Below are 19516 nucleotides of genomic sequence, written 5' to 3' on the forward strand. Positions count from 1 at the left end.
TTAGTTGAACACACGAGCATCAGACACTTTAAGGTAAAAATAATGATAAGTAGGACAGCATCACTTGCCAGCTTAACTTTTTTATATTTATCAATAGGTAGTACAAATATTGCTGCAGCCTCTGGTGTTGAAGGGGACTTTTTACATAATGTCGACCAGGACATTATTAATGACTACAGTGATTTATATAATATCTCTTCTGGAGATTTAGATAACTACTCAGAAATAGATATAACAAACAGTTCGGATTCAAGTTCTGCCATTATTCAATACAGCCCCGGAATAAAAGCAAATAATAGAGCGAAGATAAAACAAAGTGGTCACTCTAATTCTGCGAGTATTAACCAAGTGGGACGGAATAATGTCGCATATATAAATCAAGACGGATCTGATAATACCGCCGCAATTGGGCAGATTGGTGGGAATAGCGAAGCGTTAATTTCCCAAGATGGAAACCACAATTTAGCGGTCATAGGACAAGCGAACTTCTCTGGACAAGGTAGCCAATTAAGCATTGACCAAAAAGGTAATCACAATGTGGCGTTTATGGCTGGCTCAGGAGGAGATAATTTAGGGATTTCTCAAGACGGGCACGACTTTGCGATCGTCAATGCATCGAGCTCAATGAGAATCTTCATCAATCAAGCAAATTAGCGCGCAGTATGGATAGCTTGATTCAAAGTCGCTTCATTTGAGGTGACACATAGTCGACATGGAAATGTATAAGGATACAACTTATGAAACTTACAAAAATTGGAATTTTAGTCGGTGCCATTATTGGTTTTAATGCAGCTCACGCAGATCCACTGCCAACTTCCGCACCAGTCCCAGGAGTGGGCGTGAAAGAGGGTGTTACTGATCTGAGAATCTCAAATAAAGCATCAGCTATTGAGCCTCTAGCGATGGATAACACCGCAATTTGGCAAATGGGTGATGGTGACCATGCTAACGTGTTGATTGAGCAAAACACTTCAGGTATCACTGACGGTCATATCGCACTTGTCGATACTCACAACAGTAAGCGCTCAGACGTAGTCGTTCTTCAAGACGGTAACCTCAATGAGGCACACGTAAAACTACGTTATAAAAGAAACAACGCGCTTATCGATCAAGATGGCTTGAGCAACCAAGCTAGAGTGAAAGTGAAAGGGTCAGGTAAAAATAACGATCTACGAGTTACTCAAGATGGTGACTACAATATTTCCGTAGTGAAAGCGAAAGGTAGCTCAGTACGAAACGAAGCTGACGTATACATCAACGGTGACTCAAATACTACTTACACAGAGTTTAGTAACGGTGGCGTTGAGAGAAACGATGTGGCTATCGATATCTGGGGTGATGGAAACTACGTAGAAACTATCGTTAATACCGATGTGGGTGGTGGTGATAGAAACGATGTAGACATCGACCTAATAAACAGTAACGATAACCGTCTATTTACGTTACAAACTGGTTCATATTCAAACGCAACCATTGACTTGACGAACAGTGACATGAACCAAATCATGGTTGAACAAACGTCTCACGACAATGCCGCAGTATTAGGTAACGGTGCAAACGGAAACGTTGGTCTTATCTACCAAAATTAATATGACATATTTTATATATGACAAAGCGGCGTTTATCGCCGCTTTATTTTACCTAACACATTTAAATACCTACGCTAACACGTTGGACACGATTGAATGTTCAATAAAAAAACAAGATATCATATTGAAAATTGAGAACGACTCTCCGTTCTCATTAACGTTAAAAACACATACCAACTCAGTGTATAATCAGAAAGTTAATAGCGGTAAGACAACTTTAATATTAGGCTTAGATCAATTCCCTGTAAAATTAGAGAATCATATCAACAGCGAAACATGGGAAATTTCCAAATCCTGTGAAATCACAAAAGAGTGAAAACAAACTGAGAAAAAACATACACTTCCAGTTAAGAATAAAATATACCTTCACGTGTTCTATTAATTAGGCTCAAAATTATTCAAATATTTGATATTCAAATTAGCGGAATACTAGTACGTGCTATAAACTTTAAAGTCTAATAAGTACGCGGTGATCAGTAAAAGGAGTTTACACATGGCTAGCCCGGGAGTTCATCGAGCCATTTTAATAGCAGAGAATAATTTGCAATCAACGCTGCTCAAAGAATCTATAGAACAAAAGATAAATTTAAACATAAAACTAGTGTCACCAGAAAGGCTATCGACTAAGTCATTACAAGCTCCAAACTTAGATTTGGTGATTATTGATTACCCTACAATGAGTAAACAGTACACCGAAAAATATCAAGAGCTTAGAGATGACATCGAGAGTGATGTTCATGAAGTATTACTCAATACGCCCAATGACTTCCCTCACTCTGAAATGCTCAAATGGCAGTATCTCGTTGGTATTTTTTATGCATCTGACACGCTTGATAAGCTAGTGACAGGATTTAACTGTATCTTGCAGGGTGAAATGTGGATGAGCAGAAAACTCATTTACCAATACATTAGCTTCTACAGAGATAGGCAGTGCGCGAAAACCAGCCCTTATTACCTTAAGCTCACTAAACGCGAACAGCAGATCATCAAACTACTTGGTGATGGCGCGTCAAACACGCAAATTGCGGATACGCTTTATGTCAGTGAGAATACCGTTAAGGCACACCTTCACAATACATTTAAAAAAATCAAGGTGAAGAATCGCTTACAAGCTTTGATTTGGGTGAAGAATAACGTCGCTACTAATGAGTTCGTTCAATAGCCCTATCTCTAATGCTCTCAACCATAAACAGCCAAAGCAGTTCGAATGCAAAAAAGCCGTAGCTCCTTCTGTTACAAAGAGTGCTACAGCTTTTTCTAATGTGGTCAGTGAAGAGCTTGTTTTGAGCATCAGGCGAACCCCGCTTAGGCTCTCATCCTCTTTCCTACACTCCGAAACGACGAAAGCCTGCTCATTGAGCAGGCTTTCTTAATGTTGTAGGTGAAGAGCTTGTTTTGAACATCAGGCGAACCCCGCTTGGGTTCTAAACCAAATCAAACCATAAAACCCAAATGCAAAAAAGCCGTAGCATCTCTGCTACGGCTTTCTTTAATATGGTCGGTGAAGAGCTTATTTTGAATATCAGACGAACCCCACTTAGGTTCTAATCCTATTTTCTACGCTCCTAAACGACGAAAGCCTGCTCATTGAGCAGGCTTTCTATAAGTGGTCGGTGAAGAGGGATTCGAACCCCCGACCCTCTGGTCCCAAACCAGATGCGCTACCAAGCTGCGCTATTCACCGAGATATCTGACTGGCTCATTGCCTGTCGATGGAGCGTATAATACGGATTCTGAGTTTATCCGCAAGGGCTTTTTATCATATTTATTGCGATTTTGAATCGTTCGAACAAAAGACATACAGCAACAAGCTCAATGTGACGAAAAACACACAGTTACCAACAAGTATTTAACTTATGCAACAGGATTGATCCAGATCAGTGAATTGATAATGCTACTTAATACACTAAGCCATGTCATATAACTTTGAGGTATACACATGGACTTTTGGCTAGATCTCCTATTTGGTAATGCGGTGGGACTATCTTCAATGATAGTAATCTTCGGGGCTCTGGGTCTCATGATGTTTTATGGAGGCTTCTTCATCTACAAAGTTATGACTGACAAATCTCCTCACTAGAGTCGCTCAGCCTAAATCATTTACCTCAAGCCTCGTTGCTATAGGTAAACTTGAAAACGCTTTGCACCGGAGCTGACTTCTCTTGTCTCCTCCGGTTTTTTCATTTTTAAACCCTACCCCAACTTAGGTATACTTACTCCATCCTTACCAACTTGAGATGCAAACTATGTCTCATGATGACGATTTAGATCTATTCCAACAAATGATGGGCGATGTTAAACGTATCGACCATGACACCGCAGAACACCAGAAAGTACATCGCGTTACAGAGTCTCACCTTGCTAAGCGTGAAGCCGCTATGTGGCTCTCTGATGATGAGAAAGATTACCTATCACTCGATTACTCTCCGATGGTTAAGCCAGACGACGTTATTGCTTACAAGAAAGATGGTGTTCAGGAAGGCGTATACAAAAAACTGCGCCTTGGTAAGTACCCCATTCAGGCCAAACTCGATCTCCATAGAAAGACGCTGAAAGATGCTCGCAACGAAGTGCTGTCATTTTTGCGCCAATGCTTAAGAATGGATGTTCGCACTGTCATTATCGTTCACGGAAAAGGAGAACGTTCAAATCCACCAGCGATGATGAAAAGCTACGTTACCAACTGGCTTACTCAGATCAACGATGTGCAATGTGTACACTCAGCACAGCAATTTCACGGTGGTACCGGTGCTGTTTATGTCATGCTTAGAAAGAGCAATGAGAAGAAACTAGAAAACAGAGAGCGTCATCAAAAGCGCACTAGCTGATCATTGAAATTCTGGATAGGGGTTTCACCCCAAGATCGATATTTAGTGCCTAGACTCAAAGCAAGTGCTAAAATTGTCGTCAGTTAACGAATTCAAACGTAAAGCAACTGCTCTGTAGTTGCTTTTTTGTTTTCCTATATTTCCGTTGTGAAACGCTAAGAGAATATCATGTCACAAGAATCCCAAGCTAAACGCCTTAACAAATACATCAGTGAAACTGGTTTTTGCTCACGCCGCGAAGCCGACAAACTGATTGATGCAGGTCGAGTTACTATTAACGGCAAGATCCCAGAAATGGGCACCAAAGTAATGCCAGGTGATGATGTTGAGATCGACAACAAACCAGTTCGCTCAAAAGAGAAGCCAATCTACATCGCTTTGAATAAGCCGACAGGCATTACCTGCACCACTGAACGTGATATTCCTGGGAACATCGTCGATTTCATCGGTCACCATAAGCGCATCTTCCCGATTGGCCGTTTGGATAAACCATCTGATGGTTTGATCTTCCTAACAAACGACGGTGACATCGTAAATAAGATTCTTCGTGCTGGTAACAACCACGAAAAAGAGTATGTGGTTCGTGTCGATAAGCCAATCACTGGTGAGTTCTTACAGAAAATGGCAGCGGGTGTGCCTATCCTAGATACGGTGACTTTGCCATGTAAGGTTGAGAAAGAGACTAAGTTCTCATTCCGAATCACATTAACGCAAGGTCTGAACCGCCAGATTCGTCGTATGTGTGAAGCACTTGGCTATGAAGTTTTCAAACTACGTCGCGTTCGAATCATGAACATCTCTTTGGACGGTATCCCTAATGGCAAGTGGCGTTACTTAAGCGAAGAAGAGATCGCAGAAATTCTAGCGATGTGTGAAGGTTCTGTAAGTACAGAAGACGCATCTAAAATTAATGCGAAGGGTCAACGCATCCGCAAGGCGACAGATGCTAAGCTGTTTGATAGCCGTGAAGAGAACCAAGCTTCCACGGCTCGTCGAAATCAAAAAGAGAATCGCACTCGTACTTACCGTGGTAATAACGCGGATGAATTCCGTCATGCGCCTAATTCAAAGCGTGGTCGTAATTCATCAAGTGGCGAAAATAAAGGCCAAAACAAAGGCAATACAGAGAATTGGAAATCGAATTCTCGCTCAGAGCGCCCTAACTCAGACAACAAGAGTTCAGATCGCAATCGCGCAGGCCGTGGTAATGCCGACCACCGAGGTGGTAAGCCAACTAATCGCCACCAAGAGTCGAACCGACCAAATAAGCCAGCAGCAAAACGCGTTGGTGGCACTCTAGGTCTGAAAAAGTAGAGTGATTCCTTATACAAAAACGCCCACTTAGTCGTGGGCGTTTTTATTTGTTGCTTCATACATCATGACTGACGACGGCTAATCAACAGCTTGCAAGCACAAATCCGCAAACTGAGCTCGAGTCAGTTGCGCTAAATCTTTAGGGGCGAGTTCAATTTCCAACCCTCGCTTTCCCGCACTGACACAGATCGTTTCAAACTCCGTTGCACTGGAATGAACAAAAGTTGGCAATGCTTTCTTCTGACCAAGTGGACTGATCCCCCCTACGACATAACCTGTGGTTTTCTGAGCAATGTCTGGGTTAGCCATCTCTGCTTTTTTACCTTTTGCCGCTTTAGCTGCAAGTTTCAAATTCAATTTCTGGTCGACAGGAATCACCGCAACAGCCAAGTCTTTAGCCACACCATTTAGGCAGAATAGCAGCGTTTTGAATACACGTTTAGGATCCTGACCAAGCGCCTCAACGGCTTCTAATCCATAGTTGGTATTGTTAGCATCGTGGTGATACTGATGCACCGTATGAGCGATTTTCTTTTTCTTGGCAAGATTGATTGCAGGGGTCATAACAAATCCAAACGATAGATAAACAAAAGCGACGCCGGAGCGTCGCTTTAGTTAAATTTATCATGGCGCTAGAGTCAATCGAATTTAGCGCTTAATGATTCAATTTTTCGAATTCAATTACTTGTAAACAATTTGACCTGAAGGTGCGTACTTGTTCACGTCAACTGGGCTATTCGCTTCTAGGTACTCTTTCAATACTTCAGCGTCAACAAAACCTGTATTTACGTAACCAGGGTGATCAGACAGTTTAGGGTAGCCGTCACCACCAGCAGCGTTAAAGCTTGGTACTGTGAAGCGGTATGTTTCGTCTAAACGAAGTTGCTTGCCGCCGATGAATACGTTAGATACTTCACCGTTCGCTACCGTCATTGAGATACCAGCGAATTGTGCGTAAGCACCTGAATCGATAGGTTTAGTTGCCACTACATTTAGGTAATCTAGAACTTCTTTACCCGTCATGTCTGTGTAAGTCAGGATGTTTGCAAAAGGTTGTACTGTTAGTACATCTTTGTATGTTACTTCACCCGCTTCAATTGAATCACGAACACCACCAGAGTTCATCACAGCGAAGTCAGCTTTCGCACGCTCCATGTGAGATGTTGCGATCAGACGACCAAGGTTTGTTTGTTGGAAACGAACAACGTTACGGTCACCTTCAAGCTTACCATTTGTTTCAGCAATCTTAACTTCAAGCTGTGCTTGGCCTTGCTCTTGGAACGGACGGAGGAACTCGAGTAGTTCTGGATCTTGTGCAATCTCGTCTTGGATAAGAACACGTTGTTTCTTACCGTCGATCTTAACCTTCTTCTTCAGGTTAACTGGGATTAGGTCGTAGCTTACCATCTCTAGTTCGCCGTTACGGAATTCGTAATCAGCGCGGCCTACGTATTTACCCCACTCGTGAGCTTGAACGATGTAAGTACCGTTTTGTACGTCTGGCTTACACTCGTCACCTGGCTTGAAGTTTTTCTTCGCCACGTTCGGGCCTTCCATACATACAGGCTCTTGAGAGTGACCACCAACGATCATGTCTAGGTCGCCTTCGTTTAGGTAGCGAGCTAGAGCAACGTCACCCGGTGCGTTAACACCACGCTGACCATTTTCGTAGTGGCCCATGTGAGTCACAGCAAAAATCAGATCTGGTTTTTCTGTTTCTTTAAGTTCAGCGATCAGTTTCTTCGCTTCTTCTTTAGGGTCACGGAAATCGATACCTGCGATGAACTCAGGGTTACCGATCTTTTGGGTATCTTCGGTTGTTAGACCAATAACTGCGATTTTAATACCTTGCTTTTCAAACATCTCGTACGCTTGGAACTTACGTTCGCCAGTCGCTTTATCGTAGATGTTTGCAGATAGCATTGGGAAGTTAGCCCAATCGATTTGTTTTTGTAGAACCTCTAGTGAGTTATCAAACTCATGGTTACCTAATGCCATTGCATCATAACCAATCTTGTTCATACCTTTGAAATCAGGTTCTGCATCCTGAAGATCTGACTCTGGTACACCCGTATTGATGTCACCACCAGATAGAAGCAACACGCTACCGCCTTCTGCTTCAACTTCTGCACGAAGTTGATCAACCAGCGTTTTACGCGCAGACATGCCGTACTCGCCGTATTTGTTCTGCCAGAAACGACCATGGTTGTCGTTAGTGTGAAGAATCGTTAGCTTGTAAGTTTCGTCTTGGTTCCAATCATGAGCAGATTGAGACGCACAACCAGCTAAAGTCGCTAGAATTGCAGCACTTAGTGCTGTCTTTAGAATAAGGCGTTGCTTCATTGTCATACCTTTGAACTTTTTAGGGGAATCCACTGCTTCTCCCACTCCCATAGAGCCAATGCTTACTTAATAAACATGGTTAGAGAATGGTAAAACTTGAAGTAGTTTAAATTAAGACGGTAAACCTAACAGAGTGATTTCATATTTATGTAGGATAGATCACCTTAATCCCCTATCGAGTGTGTAACAAAGCGACAAAGTTACATTTGAGCAAATAAGTGATCACAGGCAAACGTTTTCATCATTTTTTAGATTATTTGTGATTTACTCAATCCCGCTTCCCCATAGAGTGACATTCGTTAAATTTATTCGATTTATCAGAGCCTTAATAGGTATGTTATAACATCACAAGCCAAGCTTAAGGAGCTCAAGCTAGTAGCCATTCACTTAGCAATAGGTACAAAAAAGCCGGCACTTGCGCCGGCTCTTAATTCTATACAGTTCGATTATTTAATATCGATGTGGTCAAAGCCTTTGATAAGGTCATCAAGTGCTTTCATCTGCTTCAAGAACGGCTCTAGCTTATCCAGAGGCAGTGCCGATGGACCATCACAACGTGCTTGGTCTGGGTTCGGGTGAGCTTCAATGAATAGACCAGCAATACCGGTCGCTAAGCCAGCTTTAGCAAGTTCAACCGTTTGCTCACGACGACCACCAGATGCTGCACCTGAAGGGTCACGCATTTGCAGAGAGTGCGTCACGTCAAAGATGATCGGGCTACCGTTTGAAGACTTCTTCATTACGCCAAAACCAAGCATATCTACAACTAGGTTGTCATAGCCCATGCAAGAGCCACGCTCACAAAGGATAATCTTGTCGTTGCCACATTCAGCGAATTTATCCACGATGTTACCAACTTGGTTTGGGCTCATGAACTGAGGCTTCTTCACGTTGATAACTGCACCAGTCTTAGCCATCGCTTCAACAAGGTCAGTTTGACGAGCTAGGAATGCTGGAAGTTGAATAACATCAACTACATCAGCAACTGGCTGAGCTTGTGCTTCGGTGTGAACATCAGTGATGATCTTTACGCCAAATGTGTCTTTCAATTCTTGGAAGATTTTTAGACCTTCTTCCATACCAGGGCCACGGTATGAGTGAACTGAGCTGCGGTTTGCCTTATCGAAAGAGGCCTTAAATACATAAGGAATACCCAGCTTTTCAGTTACTTTCACGTAGTGCTCACAGATCTGCATTGCTAGATCGCGAGATTCAAGAACGTTCATGCCTGCAAATAGCGTAAATGGCTTGTCGTTAGCAATTGGCATGTCGCCAATATGAACTGTTTTCTGTTCCATCATATTCTCTCTAAATAATTATTAATTAGTGAACAACCACGGTCTTTTCATTCATGACGTTCACTTGAGATTTCAGTAACTCAGATGCAGGGTCATCTGGGCATTGGTCGATAAAATATTGGTAATCCGTCGCCGCCACTTGGTGACAATCCAACTGCTGATAGATAAAGCCACGGTCGCGGATTTCATACGGGTCGTCCGGTACAAACGTTAATGCAAGGTCTGTACATTTCAATGCAAGCGTATAGCGCTCTTCTCTCAGTAGTGCACTCTTTAGTAGCGCTAGCCACTTACCAATGATTGTTGGATGATCAGCCACTTCTAAATGCTCTGATTTAAGCTTAGCCAATGGTCCATCATGACCGATCAACCACGCTCGCAGTGTCTGTTCACCAACGTATTCACCATTGTAGGGGTTGATATACACTGCTGCTTGGCCGTACCAAGTCACTTTAAGCAGAAACTGAGTCGGGAAAGAGACACCCTCTACAGGAAAGCCTAGCTTGCGACCTAGAAAAAGAAAGATAGCGCCAAGACTGACTGGAATACCTTTCTTACGCTCTAGCACTTTATCGATGAAAGCATTCTCTGAAGAGAAGTAGGCATCTTTATCGCCAGCAAAGCCCCATTCATAGAAGAATAGTCGAATAAAGGACTCAAACTTCTGTTGCTCGTCGGTTTCATGAACCAAAGCAAACTCAGCTTCTTTAAACAATCTCGCCAATTCTTGCTCAGCCCAACTATCTTGAGTCTCTGGGTTAATCGCTTTATTTAAGATCAATGCACCTTCAGCTAATTCTAGCTGGTCAAAGTCTTCGTCAAAAAATTCGTACATAGGTAGTTAACCGAAATAAGGAGATCATTAACCGAAAAATGTTGGTGTCTTCGTCATCGCAATTTTGCCAGCCATCGCTAACCAGCCAAGCGCACCGAAGAACGAGAATACTCTCAATAACTTGTTTTTACCCAACTTAAGCGCAAAGAAACCGAGTGCGATATAAGCCATCACACAAGTTAGCTTTTCTGTTAGCCATGGCGCAGCTGGAGTAAATGGAATAAAGCCAGTGATAAAAATCAAACCAATACCCGATAGCAACAGCAACGAGTCGTTGATATGAGGGAAACGCTGCAAGAAAGGGTGCTTAAGCTTTGGTGAGTTCGCCATCATAAGAACGAAACGAATTGAAAGAAGTGACACGCTTATCGCAATCGTTAGTAGGTGAAAATGTTTTAAACCTTCGTACATGGTATTCCTTTATATTTTTATATGTGCTTTCGTTAACACGAGCGACACAGTACCCGTTAGTGCTCTGTATTTCTGCGTTAAATGCATTAGCGAGTCAAATGTAATTTCGCGTTAAAGGTATCAATTTCGTAAGTTCGCCCTCTAGGGTTACATGAGTGGCTAGCAACTACTGAGCCCCCTAAGCAAACGACGACGAACTATGAGCAATAACGACCTAATGTCACTCGGTCATTGCCACCGTAATCTTTCTCTGTGACCACATCGAGATAACCTAGCGCTTGCATTATCTCACGAACAGCCAAACCTTGGTCGTAACCGTGTTCAAACGCCAACCAGCCCTCATTTTCCAAAAAGCCACGTGCGTTTTCAGAAATGTAGCGAATGTCAGCAAGCCCTTTCTCTTCAGCGACAAGCGCAGTAATCGGCTCAAAACGCACATCGCCTTGCGAGAGATGAGGGTCATCTTTCTCTATATAAGGTGGGTTAGAGACAATCAGAGAGAACTTAACCTCACCGCCATCAGAAGCCATATCGCTAAGCGGATCAAACCAACTACCATGCAAAAAAGTAGCATTGGTGATATTTAAGCGTTTCGCATTCTCTGTCGCGAGCGCTTGAGCTTCAGGACGAAGATCAATGCCCGTCACTGGTCGATTTGGCATCTCAGACGCCAACGCCAATGCAATAGCACCAGTACCTGTGCCTAAATCGAGAATCGCGCCTTGTTTGCCATAAGTTTTATCCAACGCGACTTCGACCAAACGCTCGGTATCCGGACGAGGAATTAAAGTAGATGGCGAAACTTTTAACGGCAGCGACCAAAACTCACGCTCACCGACAATGTAAGCCACAGGCTCACCAGTTAAACGACGTTTTAAAAGGGCTTGAAATTCAGATTCTTGCTCTGAGGTGAGGTACTTCTCAGGCCAAGTTAACAGGTAAGATCTTGGTTTATCTAAGGCGTGACAAAGCAGTACCGCAGCATCAATTGAGGGTGACGTGTTGTCACCCTCTTGAAGCGCTACGATTGCTGCTTTTAATGCACTTTCAACCGTATAGGCAGATTGCATAAGGTTTAGTTGTTCTCAGCTAGCGCAGCTAGTTGGTCTGCTTGGTGCTCTTGTAGAACCGGATCAATCAGGCTTTGCATGTCACCTTCTAACACTTCGTTCAGACGGTAAAGTGTTAGGTTGATACGGTGATCAGAAACACGACCTTGCGGGTAGTTGTAAGTACGGATACGGTCACTACGGTCACCCGAGCCTAGCAGGTTACGACGCGTGTCTGATACTTCAGCCGCACGGCGCTCTTCTTCAGCTTGTACAATACGCGCAGCAAGAACAGCCATCGCCTTCGCTTTGTTTTTGTGTTGAGAACGCTCGTCCTGACACTCTACTACTGTACCTGTTGGCAAGTGAGTAATACGGATAGCTGAATCCGTGGTGTTAACGTGCTGACCACCCGCGCCAGAAGCACGGAAGGTATCGATTTTCAGGTCTGCAGACTTAATTTCTGGAAGATCCGCTTCTGGGATTTCAGGCATAACAGCAACAGTACATGCAGAAGTATGAACACGGCCTTGAGACTCAGTCTCTGGTACACGTTGAACACGGTGACCGCCTGATTCAAACTTCATTACGCCGTAAACACCTTCACCGCTTACTTTAGCGATCATCTCTTTGTAGCCGCCTTGCTCAGAGTCATTGCTGCTCATTACTTCAACGCGCCAGCCTTTCTTCTCTGCAAACTTAGAGTACATACGGAACAGGTTACCCGCGAAGATACCCGCTTCATCGCCACCCGCACCAGCACGGATCTCTAGGAAACAGTTACGCTCATCGTTTGGATCTTTAGGTAGAAGAAGAATCTGAAGCTCATCAGTTAGACGCTCAATCGCTTCTTTCGCTTCTTTAATTTCTTCCTGCGCCATTTCGCGCATCTCTTCGTCGTCTTCCTGCGCCATATCTTCGGCAGCTTCTAGATCGTCTTGAGCTTGCTGGTAAGCTTGGAAGCACTTAGTCACTTCTTCTAACTGAGAGTACTCTTTAGATAGTGCACGGAATTTGTTTTGATCACCGATCACATCTGGATCGCCAAGCAGGTGTTGAACTTCTTCGTAGCGTTCAACAAGTGTTTCAAGCTTTACTAGAATCGAGGCTTTCATAATGTCTTATCTTGTTGGAGGTCTAATATTATTGAGGGTCTTCTAGGCCCAAACTCTGTCTAATGACCGTTAATTTCGCAGGTTCTCCTTGCTCAGCAGCACTTTGTAGTGCGCGGGTTGGAGCATGGATCAATTTGTTTGTGAGCTTATTGCTAAGCTCCAGTAAAACTTTCTCAGGGTCACCGCCAGCGGCAAGTGATTGTAAACTTTTACTCAATAATTCTTCGCGGATTTCATTCGCTGACTTTCGGTACTCACGAATACTGTCGACCGCTTGTAGTGAGCGCATCCAACTCATGAACGCGGCACTTTCTTCACTGACGATCGCTTCAGCTTGGATTGCTTCCACTTTACGTTGCTCGATGTTGCCATCAACAATCGACTGCAAATCATCAACCGAATACAAGTAAGCATCGTTCAGTTCGCCAACCTGTGATTCCACATCACGAGGCACTGCAATATCAACCAATAACATAGGTTGATGCTTTCTTGTTTTCAGAGCGGTCTCAACCATACCCTTACCAATAATTGGCAGCGGGCTTGCGGTTGAACTGATCACGATATCTGCTCTGTGCAGGTGATCTGGAATTTCATTTAAGCTGATCACTTCAGCACCAAACTCTTCGGCTAACCCTAAAGCACGCTCACGAGTTCGGTTAGCCACAATCATTTTAGTACAGCCATTTGCTGAAAGGTGCTTAGCCACAAGTTCAATCGTTTCACCAGCACCAACCAACAACACGGTTGAATCAGCAATCGACTCAAAAATATGCTTGGCTAAAGTACAAGCTGCGTAAGCCACAGACACCGCACTTCCGCCGATTTCTGTTTCCGTTCGAACGCGCTTCGCCACAGAAAATGATTTCTGGAACAGCTTTTCCATTGAAGCATCGACAGACTTACTACCACGAGAGTCTGTATAAGCTTGCTTAACCTGACCTAAGATTTGCGGCTCACCCAAAACCAAAGAGTCCAAACCACAAGCAACGCGCATTAAATGTTTAATAGCAGCCTGTTCTTCATGGATATAAAGACTTGGCTTTAGCTCTTCAGGGCTCACTTGGTGGAAAACCGACAACCAATCGATAAGCTTGTTTTTCGCTCCGCTTTTAACGTCACAATACACTTCAGTTCGGTTACAGGTAGAAAGTATGACACTTCCATTTACGTGTGCATTTGCGTTAAGTTGCTTGAGTGCCTCAGACAGTTTATCTGGACCAAAAGCGACTTTTTCTCGCAATTCAACCGACGCTGTATTGTGATTGATACCTACGGCAAGCAAAGACATGTATCAGAAGTTCTCGATCAGGGAATGGAAACAAGGGGCGAATTTTACTTGATGCATGGCTCTATTTAAAGAGCAAGCGGGATTTGTTTTCCTGACTTCGTGAATTCAATGCTATAGTTGAAGCGTTTTTTAGATGAATTTGAACAAGTTGTGAGCAAATATGGGCAAGCTTCGTAAAATCGCGTCTCTTATTTTTATTACCATAATCATGGTGGGTTGCTCGTCTATCCCGGAACAACCGACGAGTGTTGAATGGCAAACACACCAAAGCCGCCTATTACAGATAGAAAACTATCAAGCTTCAGGTAAGCTTGCCTACATCTCTCCCGAGCAGCGCCAAAGCCTCAATTTCGTTTGGAAGCACTCTCCAAATCAAAGTCAATTAAGACTCACCACTTTCCTTGGTCAAACCGCATTAAACCTGACCATTGATCCATCTGGCGCCAAAGTCGTCACTTATGATGACCAAGTATTTACCCACGCGAGCGCCTCTATTTTGGTTGAGCAGCTTACAGGCTTGAAGATCCCTGTTGATCATCTGCCACAATGGTTCCTTGGCATTCCAGACCAAGCGGATAGCTATCAGCTAAATACAACGAACACCCTTGAGTCACTAACCAAGCAAGTCAGCAACCAACTATGGACTCTGAGTTTTGCTAACTATCGCAATACAGAGATGCCGAGTACGCTGCAATCTGGTGAAGACAAAGTAAATGTGGAGACGATTCCGCTCCCTACTCGACTCTCTTTCAAGCAAGACCAAAACAAAATCAACATCGTAGTTTCAAAGTGGACACTGAAAAAATGATTACAACACCAACACACTGGCCTTCTCCAGCAAAGCTGAATCTATTTCTTTATATCACTGGCCGACGTGATAATGGTTACCACGAGCTTCAAACACTCTTTCAGTTCGTTGACTTTGGTGATGAACTGACGGTTACCGCAAACTCAGAAACGAGCTCGATAACCATCACGCCAGAAATACCTGGTGTAGCGCTTGAAGACAACCTAATTTGGGAAGCCGCTACTGCACTTCAACAGTACACCTCGACCTCTTTCGGTGCCGATATTGAGTTAAAGAAAGTGCTACCAATGGGTGGTGGTATTGGCGGAGGCTCTTCAAATGCTGCAACTGTGTTAGTGGCGCTTAATTACTTGTGGCAACTGAATCTTTCTGATGATCAACTTGCAGAGATCGGTCTGAACCTTGGCGCTGATGTACCAGTGTTTGTGCGAGGCCATGCCGCGTTTGCTGAAGGCGTTGGTGAGCAGTTGCTACCTGCTAATCCGGATGAAAAATGGTATCTCGTGGTTAAGCCTCAAGTGAGCATAGCAACTGTAGACATATTCACACATCCAGAATTAACCAGAAATACGCCAAAGCGAGCGCTATCAACGCTTCTAGAGCAAGAATACGTAAACGATTGCGAAAAAATTGTTCGAATGCTGTACCCAGAGGTTGATAAGCAACTTTCATGGCTGCTACAATACGCGCCGTCGAGATTGACTGGCACAGGTTCGTGCGTTTTTGCTGAATTTAGCAGCAAAAAAGAAGCCGAATTGGTGCTAGAAAAACTGCCTGACACCGTTTCCGCATTTGTAGCGAAAGGACGAAACACTTCTCCTTTAAAAGAAACGTTGGCTGAATACCACTCAGCCCACCCACAATCTATTTAAAACTGGACGCAACCCGAGGTTTCCACCGTGCCTGATATGAAGCTATTTGCTGGTAACGCAACACCTGAACTAGCCCAACGTATTGCTGATCGTCTATACATCTCTCTTGGCGATGCTACTGTAGACCGTTTTTCTGATGGCGAAGTCGCTGTTCAAATCAATGAAAACGTTCGTGGTAGCGATGTATTCCTGATTCAATCAACTTGTGCACCAACCAATGACAACCTAATGGAATTGGTGGTAATGATTGACGCAATGCGCCGTGCTTCTGCTGGCCGTATTACTGCTGTAATCCCTTACTTCGGTTATGCCCGTCAAGATCGTCGTGTACGTTCTGCACGTGTGCCAATTACTGCAAAAGTTGTTGCAGATTTCCTTTCTAACGTTGGCGTAGACCGCGTTCTTACTATCGACCTACACGCAGAGCAAATCCAAGGCTTCTTCGATGTACCAGTTGATAACATCTTCGGTACTCCAGTTCTTCTAGAAGACATGGCTAACCGTGGTCTAGAAAACCCAGTTGTGGTTTCTCCAGACCTTGGTGGTGTTGTACGTGCTCGTGCAACGGCTAAAGCGCTAGGTGACGTTGATATCGCTATCGTTGATAAGCGTCGTCCACGTGCTAACGTTTCTGAAGTAATGAACCTAATCGGTGATGTTGAAGGCCGCGACTGTGTTATCGTTGATGACATGATCGATACAGGTGGCACACTATGTAAAGCAGCTGAAGCGCTTAAAGAGCGCGGTGCTAAGCGTGTATTCGCTTACGCAACTCACGCTGTTTTCTCTGGTACTGCTGCAAACAACATCAAGAACTCTGTTCTAGACCAAGTTATCGTAACGGATTCTATCTCTCTATCTCCAGAGATGGCTGCGACAGGTAAAGTAACAACACTTAGCCTTTCTCGCATGCTTGCTGAAGCGATTCGTCGTATCAGCAACGAAGAATCAATCTCAGCGATGTTCAACTAATCAAGGCTATTTAGCTTTGTTTTAGAAACTCGTTAGAGAAAGACATTAAGCACTTCATTTGATGAAGTGCTTTTTTTATATCTGGTGACTGTTGTTTATCACAGCTCGGAATAATCATGGTGCCATCAGCTAGCTCGCACCTTTTTCATAAACTGTGATATCATACGGCGCTTTTTGAAATCCCAAGAGAGATCCATACCTTGAGCCAACAAATAAAACTTCTCGTTGGACTGGCTAATCCAGGTCCAGAATACGCCAAAACTCGCCACAATGCGGGTGCTTGGGTAGTTGAAGAATTAGCACGTGTACACAACGTAACACTGAAGAACGAACCAAAGTTCTTTGGCCTAACGGGTCGTATCATGGTTCATGGTGAAGATCTTCGTTTGCTGATCCCAACGACTTTTATGAACTTGTCAGGCAAAGCAGTTGCAGCTTTGGCAAAGTTCTACCAAATTAAACCAGAAGAGATCATGGTTGCTCATGATGAGTTAGACCTTCCTCCTGGTATTGGAAAGTTCAAAAAAGGTGGTGGTCATGGTGGACACAACGGTCTAAAAGACATCATCAGCAAGCAGGGTAACAATAAAGAATTCTATCGTCTGAGATTAGGCATCGGCCATCCTGGGCACAAAGATAAAGTTGCAGGTTATGTATTAGGCAAAGCTCCGCAAAAAGAGCAAGAGTGTATCGAGGCCGTCGTTGACGAATCGGTTCGCAGCCTAGACATCTTATTAAAAGATGGCCTACCAAAAGCACAAAATCGCTTACATACGTTCAAAGCAGAATAAGGTTTATATCATGGGTTTTAAATGTGGCATCGTTGGTCTACCAAACGTTGGTAAGTCAACTCTGTTTAACGCACTGACTAAAGCAGGCATCGAAGCAGCAAACTTTCCATTTTGTACGATCGAACCAAACACAGGTATCGTTCCGGTTCCAGATCTACGCTTAGATGCATTAGCAAAAATTGTTAATCCACAAAAGATCCTTCCAACAACGATGGAATTCGTTGATATCGCTGGCCTAGTTGCTGGTGCATCTAAAGGTGAAGGTCTTGGTAACAAATTCCTAGCGAACATCCGTGAAACTGACGCGATCGGTCACGTTGTACGCTGCTTTGAAAACGAAAACATCGTTCACGTTTCTGGCAAAGTATCTCCAATCGAAGATATCGAAGTGATCAACCTTGAACTTGCACTGGCTGACTTAGACAGCTGTGAGCGTGCAATTCAACGTAACGCTAAGAAAGCAAAAGGCGGCGACAAAGACGCTAAATTCGAAATCACTGTACTAGAAAAGCTACTACCAGTTCTTACTGAAGGTGGTATGGCGCGTACTGTTGAACTAGCGAAAGAAGAAGCGGCAGCAATCGGCTACCTAAACTTCCTAACACTTAAGCCAACAATGTACATCGCAAACGTTGCTGAAGATGGTTTTGAAAACAACCCTTACCTAGACGCTGTTCGTGAATACGCTGAAAAAGAGAACAACGTTGTTGTTGCAGTATGTGCTGCTATCGAATCTGAGCTTTCTGAGCTTGACGACGAAGATCGTGAAGAGTTCCTAGCGGACATGGGTATCGAAGAACCAGGTCTAAACCGAGTGATCCGCTCTGGTTACGAACTACTTACTCTTCAAACTTACTTCACTGCGGGTGTTAAAGAAGTTCGCGCTTGGACAATTCCTGTAGGCGCAACAGCTCCACAAGCGGCTGGTAAGATCCACACAGACTTCGAAAAAGGCTTCATCCGAGCTGAAGTTGTTGGTTTTGATCACTTCATCGAATTTAACGGTGAGAGCGGCGCAAAAGACGCAGGTAAATGGCGTCTAGAAGGCAAAGAATACATCGTAAAAGATGGTGACGTTGTTCACTTCCGCTTCAACGTATAATTGCTGATTAAATATCGGATAAAAGGCCAGTGAATTTCACTGGCCTTTTTGTTTTTACTCTTTAGCAAGAGTTCGACATCAGAAAGTTAACTTCCTATATATATCGCCCTTTTGACCTATTTTTTGCCGACAAATACGCCTCTTTGACTAAAAAGAAACCGAACAGATGTTTATTCGTGATTTATTCAAAAAAAAAGTTGACGGGTTTCACTCAACTACGCATAATGCGCCCCGTTCACAGCGAAGCGGCAACGTTTCAAAATGAGCAACAATTTGGAAATGGCTACTTAGCTCAGTTGGTTAGAGCACATCACTCATAATGATGGGGTCGCAGGTTCAAATCCCGCAGTAGCCACCATTTCCTAAGCACTCTATTCGTTATTAAACACTTGTTTTTAACTATAAAGAGTTTTTAGGAAATAAAGCGGACGTGGCGGAATTGGTAGACGCACCAGATTTAGGTTCTGGCGCCGCAAGGTGTGAGAGTTCAAGTCTCTCCGTCCGCACCATATTGAGATGTCTTAAATGATATCATTGTTGGGCTATCGCCAAGCGGTAAGGCACCGGCTTTTGATGCCGGCATTCCCTGGTTCGAATCCAGGTAGCCCAGCCACAATTTAAAGTGTAATTATCTTTAAAAAGATAATGGCATTGAAAGCAAGATTATATTATATTGTCTCGCTCTCAGATGGCTACTTAGCTCAGTTGGTTAGAGCACATCACTCATAATGATGGGGTCGCAGGTTCAAATCCCGCAGTAGCCACCACTATTTCTTTTGAAATAGAAAGACAACGTTTTATTGAATCACCAATATTCAGTATGACTATAAAGATTTGCTGCGGTCGTGGCGGAATTGGTAGACGCACCAGATTTAGGTTCTGGCGCCGAGAGGTGTGAGAG

General features: G+C 43.7%; 19 protein-coding genes and 5 tRNA genes. 15 read left to right on the forward strand and 9 right to left on the reverse strand.

Annotated features, from left to right (window positions below):
- Positions 1–42: 42 nt before the first annotated feature.
- The 3 genes from F0228_RS20455 (at position 43) to F0228_RS20465 (ending at position 2751) form a co-directional block, all read left to right on the forward strand.
- Positions 43–654: a curlin subunit CsgB gene (locus F0228_RS20455; protein WP_061034138.1), complete on the forward strand. Its 612-nt coding sequence runs from the start codon at positions 43–45 to the stop codon at positions 652–654.
- A gap of 83 nt (positions 655–737) precedes the next feature.
- On the forward strand, positions 738–1589 hold the full coding sequence (locus F0228_RS20460; protein ID WP_171762717.1) for a curlin: 852 nt from the start codon (positions 738–740) through the stop codon (positions 1587–1589).
- Between the two features lie 493 nt (positions 1590–2082).
- Positions 2083–2751, forward strand: a complete 669-nt coding sequence (locus F0228_RS20465) for a LuxR C-terminal-related transcriptional regulator (protein WP_061034141.1) — start codon at positions 2083–2085, stop codon at positions 2749–2751.
- 445 nt (positions 2752–3196) lie between these two features.
- Here the strand turns inward: F0228_RS20465 and F0228_RS20470 are convergent.
- A tRNA-Pro gene (locus F0228_RS20470) sits at positions 3197–3273 on the reverse strand.
- A gap of 255 nt (positions 3274–3528) precedes the next feature.
- Between F0228_RS20470 and F0228_RS20475 the strand changes: the two genes are divergently transcribed.
- The 3 genes from F0228_RS20475 (at position 3529) to rluF (ending at position 5731) form a co-directional block, all read left to right on the forward strand.
- On the forward strand, positions 3529–3669 hold the full coding sequence (locus F0228_RS20475) for a DUF3149 domain-containing protein (RefSeq protein ID WP_004739790.1): 141 nt from the start codon (positions 3529–3531) through the stop codon (positions 3667–3669).
- Between the two features lie 166 nt (positions 3670–3835).
- The gene (smrA, locus tag F0228_RS20480) at positions 3836–4417 is read left to right on the forward strand and encodes a DNA endonuclease SmrA (protein ID WP_008224527.1); all 582 of its coding nucleotides are present in this window, start codon (positions 3836–3838) and stop codon (positions 4415–4417) included.
- A gap of 168 nt (positions 4418–4585) precedes the next feature.
- Positions 4586–5731, forward strand: a complete 1146-nt coding sequence (gene rluF, locus F0228_RS20485) for a 23S rRNA pseudouridine(2604) synthase RluF (protein WP_171731515.1) — start codon at positions 4586–4588, stop codon at positions 5729–5731.
- 78 nt (positions 5732–5809) lie between these two features.
- On the opposite strand, the gene ybaK is transcribed toward rluF, so the two are convergent.
- The 8 genes from ybaK to hemA form a co-directional block, all read right to left on the reverse strand.
- Positions 5810–6295: a Cys-tRNA(Pro) deacylase gene (gene ybaK / locus F0228_RS20490; protein ID WP_171731516.1), complete on the reverse strand. Its 486-nt coding sequence runs from the start codon at positions 6293–6295 to the stop codon at positions 5810–5812.
- A 117-nt stretch (positions 6296–6412) separates the two neighbouring features.
- Positions 6413–8074 carry a bifunctional UDP-sugar hydrolase/5'-nucleotidase UshA gene (gene ushA / locus F0228_RS20495; protein WP_171731517.1) on the reverse strand — a complete coding sequence of 554 codons (1662 nt, stop codon included), beginning with the start codon at positions 8072–8074 and terminating at the stop codon, positions 6413–6415.
- A gap of 446 nt (positions 8075–8520) precedes the next feature.
- Positions 8521–9372, reverse strand: coding sequence for a 3-deoxy-8-phosphooctulonate synthase (gene kdsA, locus F0228_RS20500; RefSeq protein ID WP_061034145.1), 852 nt, complete (start codon positions 9370–9372; stop codon positions 8521–8523).
- A 25-nt stretch (positions 9373–9397) separates the two neighbouring features.
- Positions 9398–10207 carry a SirB1 family protein gene (locus F0228_RS20505; protein WP_061034146.1) on the reverse strand — a complete coding sequence of 270 codons (810 nt, stop codon included), beginning with the start codon at positions 10205–10207 and terminating at the stop codon, positions 9398–9400.
- A gap of 27 nt (positions 10208–10234) precedes the next feature.
- Positions 10235–10618, reverse strand: a complete 384-nt coding sequence (locus F0228_RS20510) for a SirB2 family protein (protein ID WP_004739804.1) — start codon at positions 10616–10618, stop codon at positions 10235–10237.
- Between the two features lie 197 nt (positions 10619–10815).
- A complete protein-coding gene (gene prmC, locus F0228_RS20515; RefSeq protein WP_061034147.1) occupies positions 10816–11688 on the reverse strand; it encodes a peptide chain release factor N(5)-glutamine methyltransferase in 873 nt (290 codons plus the stop codon).
- A gap of 5 nt (positions 11689–11693) precedes the next feature.
- The gene (prfA, locus tag F0228_RS20520) at positions 11694–12782 is read right to left on the reverse strand and encodes a peptide chain release factor 1 (RefSeq protein WP_116870164.1); all 1089 of its coding nucleotides are present in this window, start codon (positions 12780–12782) and stop codon (positions 11694–11696) included.
- 28 nt (positions 12783–12810) lie between these two features.
- On the reverse strand, positions 12811–14070 hold the full coding sequence (gene hemA, locus F0228_RS20525; protein ID WP_008224514.1) for a glutamyl-tRNA reductase: 1260 nt from the start codon (positions 14068–14070) through the stop codon (positions 12811–12813).
- A gap of 160 nt (positions 14071–14230) precedes the next feature.
- Here hemA and lolB point away from each other — a divergent pair, with 160 nt between their 5' ends.
- From lolB to F0228_RS20570, 9 genes are all read left to right on the forward strand, one after another.
- Positions 14231–14878 (forward strand): lipoprotein insertase outer membrane protein LolB, encoded by a 648-nt coding sequence (gene lolB, locus F0228_RS20530; RefSeq protein ID WP_061034148.1) that lies wholly within the window; start codon positions 14231–14233, stop codon positions 14876–14878.
- Positions 14875–15750, forward strand: a complete 876-nt coding sequence (gene ispE, locus F0228_RS20535) for a 4-(cytidine 5'-diphospho)-2-C-methyl-D-erythritol kinase (protein ID WP_171762718.1) — start codon at positions 14875–14877, stop codon at positions 15748–15750. The genes lolB and ispE overlap by 4 nt, the downstream gene beginning before the upstream one ends.
- Before the next feature lie 27 nt (positions 15751–15777).
- Positions 15778–16722, forward strand: coding sequence for a ribose-phosphate pyrophosphokinase (locus F0228_RS20540; protein ID WP_004739814.1), 945 nt, complete (start codon positions 15778–15780; stop codon positions 16720–16722).
- A gap of 200 nt (positions 16723–16922) precedes the next feature.
- Entirely contained in the window at positions 16923–17513 is a 591-nt protein-coding gene (pth, locus tag F0228_RS20545; protein WP_004739815.1) for an aminoacyl-tRNA hydrolase, read from the forward strand.
- 10 nt (positions 17514–17523) lie between these two features.
- Complete coding sequence (ychF, locus tag F0228_RS20550; protein ID WP_061034150.1) at positions 17524–18615, forward strand: redox-regulated ATPase YchF; 1092 nt, start codon at positions 17524–17526, stop codon at positions 18613–18615.
- A gap of 281 nt (positions 18616–18896) precedes the next feature.
- Positions 18897–18973 (forward strand) — tRNA-Met (locus F0228_RS20555).
- A gap of 66 nt (positions 18974–19039) precedes the next feature.
- A tRNA-Leu gene (locus F0228_RS20560) sits at positions 19040–19124 on the forward strand.
- Positions 19125–19153: 29 nt separating this feature from the next.
- Positions 19154–19228: transfer RNA gene (locus F0228_RS20565), tRNA-Gln, on the forward strand.
- A gap of 77 nt (positions 19229–19305) precedes the next feature.
- A tRNA-Met gene (locus tag F0228_RS20570) sits at positions 19306–19382 on the forward strand.
- The last annotated feature ends 134 nt before the right edge of the window (positions 19383–19516 follow it).

It is taken from the genome of Vibrio sp. 99K-1, assembly GCF_013114585.1.
GTDB lineage: Bacteria > Pseudomonadota > Gammaproteobacteria > Enterobacterales > Vibrionaceae > Vibrio > Vibrio chagasii_B.

Coding starts and splice junctions, on each gene's coding strand:
- prmC (WP_061034147.1), bottom strand. CDS start 11,688: ATGCAATCTGCCTATACGGTTGAAAGTGCATTAAAAGCAGCAATCGTA.
- F0228_RS20455 (WP_061034138.1), top strand. CDS start 43: ATGATAAGTAGGACAGCATCACTTGCCAGCTTAACTTTTTTATATTTA.
- prfA (WP_116870164.1), bottom strand. CDS start 12,782: ATGAAAGCCTCGATTCTAGTAAAGCTTGAAACACTTGTTGAACGCTAC.
- F0228_RS20465 (WP_061034141.1), top strand. CDS start 2,083: ATGGCTAGCCCGGGAGTTCATCGAGCCATTTTAATAGCAGAGAATAAT.
- ychF (WP_061034150.1), top strand. CDS start 17,524: ATGGGTTTTAAATGTGGCATCGTTGGTCTACCAAACGTTGGTAAGTCA.
- kdsA (WP_061034145.1), bottom strand. CDS start 9,372: ATGGAACAGAAAACAGTTCATATTGGCGACATGCCAATTGCTAACGAC.
- ispE (WP_171762718.1), top strand. CDS start 14,875: ATGATTACAACACCAACACACTGGCCTTCTCCAGCAAAGCTGAATCTA.
- F0228_RS20505 (WP_061034146.1), bottom strand. CDS start 10,207: ATGTACGAATTTTTTGACGAAGACTTTGACCAGCTAGAATTAGCTGAA.
- lolB (WP_061034148.1), top strand. CDS start 14,231: ATGGGCAAGCTTCGTAAAATCGCGTCTCTTATTTTTATTACCATAATC.
- ushA (WP_171731517.1), bottom strand. CDS start 8,074: ATGAAGCAACGCCTTATTCTAAAGACAGCACTAAGTGCTGCAATTCTA.
- F0228_RS20460 (WP_171762717.1), top strand. CDS start 738: ATGAAACTTACAAAAATTGGAATTTTAGTCGGTGCCATTATTGGTTTT.
- F0228_RS20510 (WP_004739804.1), bottom strand. CDS start 10,618: ATGTACGAAGGTTTAAAACATTTTCACCTACTAACGATTGCGATAAGC.
- smrA (WP_008224527.1), top strand. CDS start 3,836: ATGTCTCATGATGACGATTTAGATCTATTCCAACAAATGATGGGCGAT.
- F0228_RS20475 (WP_004739790.1), top strand. CDS start 3,529: ATGGACTTTTGGCTAGATCTCCTATTTGGTAATGCGGTGGGACTATCT.
- hemA (WP_008224514.1), bottom strand. CDS start 14,070: ATGTCTTTGCTTGCCGTAGGTATCAATCACAATACAGCGTCGGTTGAA.
- rluF (WP_171731515.1), top strand. CDS start 4,586: ATGTCACAAGAATCCCAAGCTAAACGCCTTAACAAATACATCAGTGAA.
- ybaK (WP_171731516.1), bottom strand. CDS start 6,295: ATGACCCCTGCAATCAATCTTGCCAAGAAAAAGAAAATCGCTCATACG.